Here is a 2,998-nt window from a genome sequence, read left to right on the forward strand (position 1 = left end):
CATTTACCTGGTATGGCTGGGCTGATAGCAACGCCGTCACTTATTACCTCACCAATTAAGTCCAGCCGGGCGGCTGACAGCATGGGTGCCGGCATTGATGTTCTGACCATGTCCTGCTCTGAACCCAGCACAGGCTCCAGCTCTAAGCCCAGCTCGGGCTCTTGTTCCTGCGCCGGATTTACTGCACTTGCTAAATCATACTTAAACTTCAGCAGTAGCGGTGTCGGCTGCTCTGTATCATCCTGATAATGGCCAATCTCCGGGGTCACCACCTCTGCACTTACCTGCAATGGTTTGGGTAATTGCTGATAGTAATGATATCCCGCCACTACGGCTGCCAGCAGCACCAGAACCAGCAGGGTTACTATCCAGAACCGCCAGGGATGGCTTTTAGCATGCTGCTTTAATCTTAACAACCAGTCAGGGGCTGACCACTGCACCGCACCGAATACAGACCGAAAAATATTTTTAGCAGATGAGCCGACAGCAGGCATAACCAATCCTTGTTAACGCAGGGCGTTTTAACCACCAGTAAAATTACAGAGAACGCCGAGTATAACCGGCAAAAATTAATCACTGATGAACTATAGCAGTTTGCTGCAGAGCGCTGAATAAAGCACTGGTAAAGAGTTGTTATAGTGATGAAATGCGATGTGATTGCTGGGATAGCAGCAACTGCTGTTGCTGCTTTTTTGAAAATTTAAGGCTGAAAAACAGCCGCAGCATCAACCTTTCGGCCGCTGCGGCTTTCTGCCTGTGCTCTTATTACCCTGCGCTCTTTGCGCTTTGCCTGGCTTTAACTTAACGGTATTCGCATTGTCGGTGTCTACCTTGCCTGCTTTAGCCGCGTCAGGGTTTGCCCTGTCAAAACTAATTTTGGCAGGCTTTTTAGCCGACTTTGTAACTTGCCTGGTATTTTTAGCAATTGCCTGAGCAGCCGGATTTAAGCCAGTATGGCGGCTAAGTGCTGGCTTGCCGCCTTTACCGGGCTTTTTAAACTGCTCGTCCTTGCTCTCTTCCGGCACTAAACAGCCTTTACTGCGACCAATTAAATGACTCAGACCCATTTTAATTAATGCTTCGCGAATTTGCGGCCAGCCTTTTGGATCATGATAGCGCAGTATGGCTTTATGCAAGCGGCGCTGGCGCTCACCTTTAGGTACCGGTACCACCTCTGAATTCGCCTTATTGATATTTTTCAGCGAGTTCATTTCGGTATGGTAAATGGTAGTGGCATTCGCCATTGGGCTGGGGTAAAAGTTTTGTACTTGGTCCAGCTTAAAATCACGCTCTTTAAGCCATAACGCCAGGTTAACCATATCCATATCGGTGGTACCCGGGTGCGCTGCAATAAAATACGGAATTAAAAACTGCTCTTTACCGGCTTCTTTACTAAAGCGGTCGAACATTTCTTTAAACTTGTCATAAGCGCCCATACCCGGCTTCATCATTTTCGATAAAGGCCCTTCCTCGGTATGCTCCGGTGCTATTTTTAAATAACCACCGACATGATGCTGCACCAGCTCACGCACATAATTAGGATCTTCTACCGCTAAATCGTAACGAACGCCTGAGGCTATCAACACTTTTTTGATGCCGGGCAAATTACGCGCTTCGCGATACAGCTCTACCGTAGGGCTCTGATCGGTATCCATATGCTCGCAAATGGTGGGGTACACACAACTTGGCCTACGACAGGTTTGTTCCGCTTTAGGGTTTTTACAATTTAAGCGGTACATGTTGGCCGTTGGGCCACCAAGATCGGATATCACGCCGGTAAAACCCGGTACTTTGTCGCGAATATCCTTTATCTCCTGCATTATCGACTCTTTCGAGCGGCTTTGGATAACTCGGCCTTCATGCTCGGTAATAGAGCAGAACGAGCAGCCACCAAAGCAGCCGCGCATAATATTCACCGAAGTTTTAATCATTTCGTAGGCCGGAATTTTATCCTTGCCATAGACCGGATGCGGCACGCGCTGATACGGCAGGCCAAACACTAAATCCATCTCTTCGGTGCTAAGCGGAAACGCCGGCGGGTTTACCCAGATATGTCTATCACCATGGCGCTGCATAATAGCCCGGGCACAGCCAGGATTGGTTTCCTGATGTAAAATACGCGAGGCATGGGCATATAACGGCTTATTCACGCTAACCTGCTCAAAGGCCGGCAGCTTGACGTAGGTTTGCTCCCACGGCTTTTGTCGCGCCGGTTGTACCATAATCGGCTTAGCTTCTACTTCAGCGGGTTTACTTAAATCGATACCGGCTTTGGCAAATTCAGAATAGCTGCTGCAACCAACATCATCGGCGCCATAGGGGTTGGATATCGGGTCTATTTTGCCAATTTTATCAATAGCGGTGGAATCTACCCCGCGCCAGCCTGGCAGTGGCTCTTTGCGAATAACCGCCGTGCCACGTACATCCTGGATCTCGCTTAGCGGTACACCCGAGGCAATACGGTGCGCCACTTCAATTAACGGCCGCTCGGCATTACCATAAATTAAAATGTCGGCCTTAGCGTCAAATATGACCGAGCGGCGTATTTTTTCCGACCAGTAATCATAATGGGCAATCCGGCGCAAACTCGCTTCAATGCCGCCAATAATAACCGGCACCTCTTTATAGGCTTCTTTGCAGCGCTGGGTGTATACCGTAACCGCCCTATCTGGCCGCTTGCCGCCAATATCACCGGCGGTATAAGCATCATCATGCCGCAGCTTTTTATCGGCGGTATAGCGGTTAATCATCGAGTCCATATTACCGGCCGACACCCCGAAAAACAGGTTTGGCTTGCCAAGGCGCATAAAGTCGTCTTTGCTATGCCAATCCGGCTGACAAATAAGGCCAACCCGGTAGCCCTGCGCTTCTAACATGCGCCCGACTACAGCCATGCCAAAGCTGGGGTGGTCTACGTAAGCATCGCCGACGACCAGAATTACATCGCAACTGTCCCAGCCGAGCTGGTCCATTTCTTTGCGAGACATCGGTAAAAACG

2 protein-coding genes are annotated in these 2,998 nt (G+C 49.6%); both read right to left on the reverse strand.

Annotation, left to right across the window (positions count from 1 at the left end; genetic code table 11):
- Positions 1–494 (reverse strand): hypothetical protein (locus tag ABY802_RS16405; RefSeq protein WP_372628193.1); only part of this gene is annotated, 494 nt, incomplete at its 3' end.
- A 231-nt stretch (positions 495–725) separates the two neighbouring features.
- Positions 726–2,998 (reverse strand): YgiQ family radical SAM protein (locus tag ABY802_RS16410; RefSeq protein WP_372628194.1); only part of this gene is annotated, 2,273 nt, incomplete at its 5' end.

This window comes from Arsukibacterium sp. (assembly GCF_041616895.1).
GTDB lineage: Bacteria > Pseudomonadota > Gammaproteobacteria > Enterobacterales > Alteromonadaceae > Alishewanella.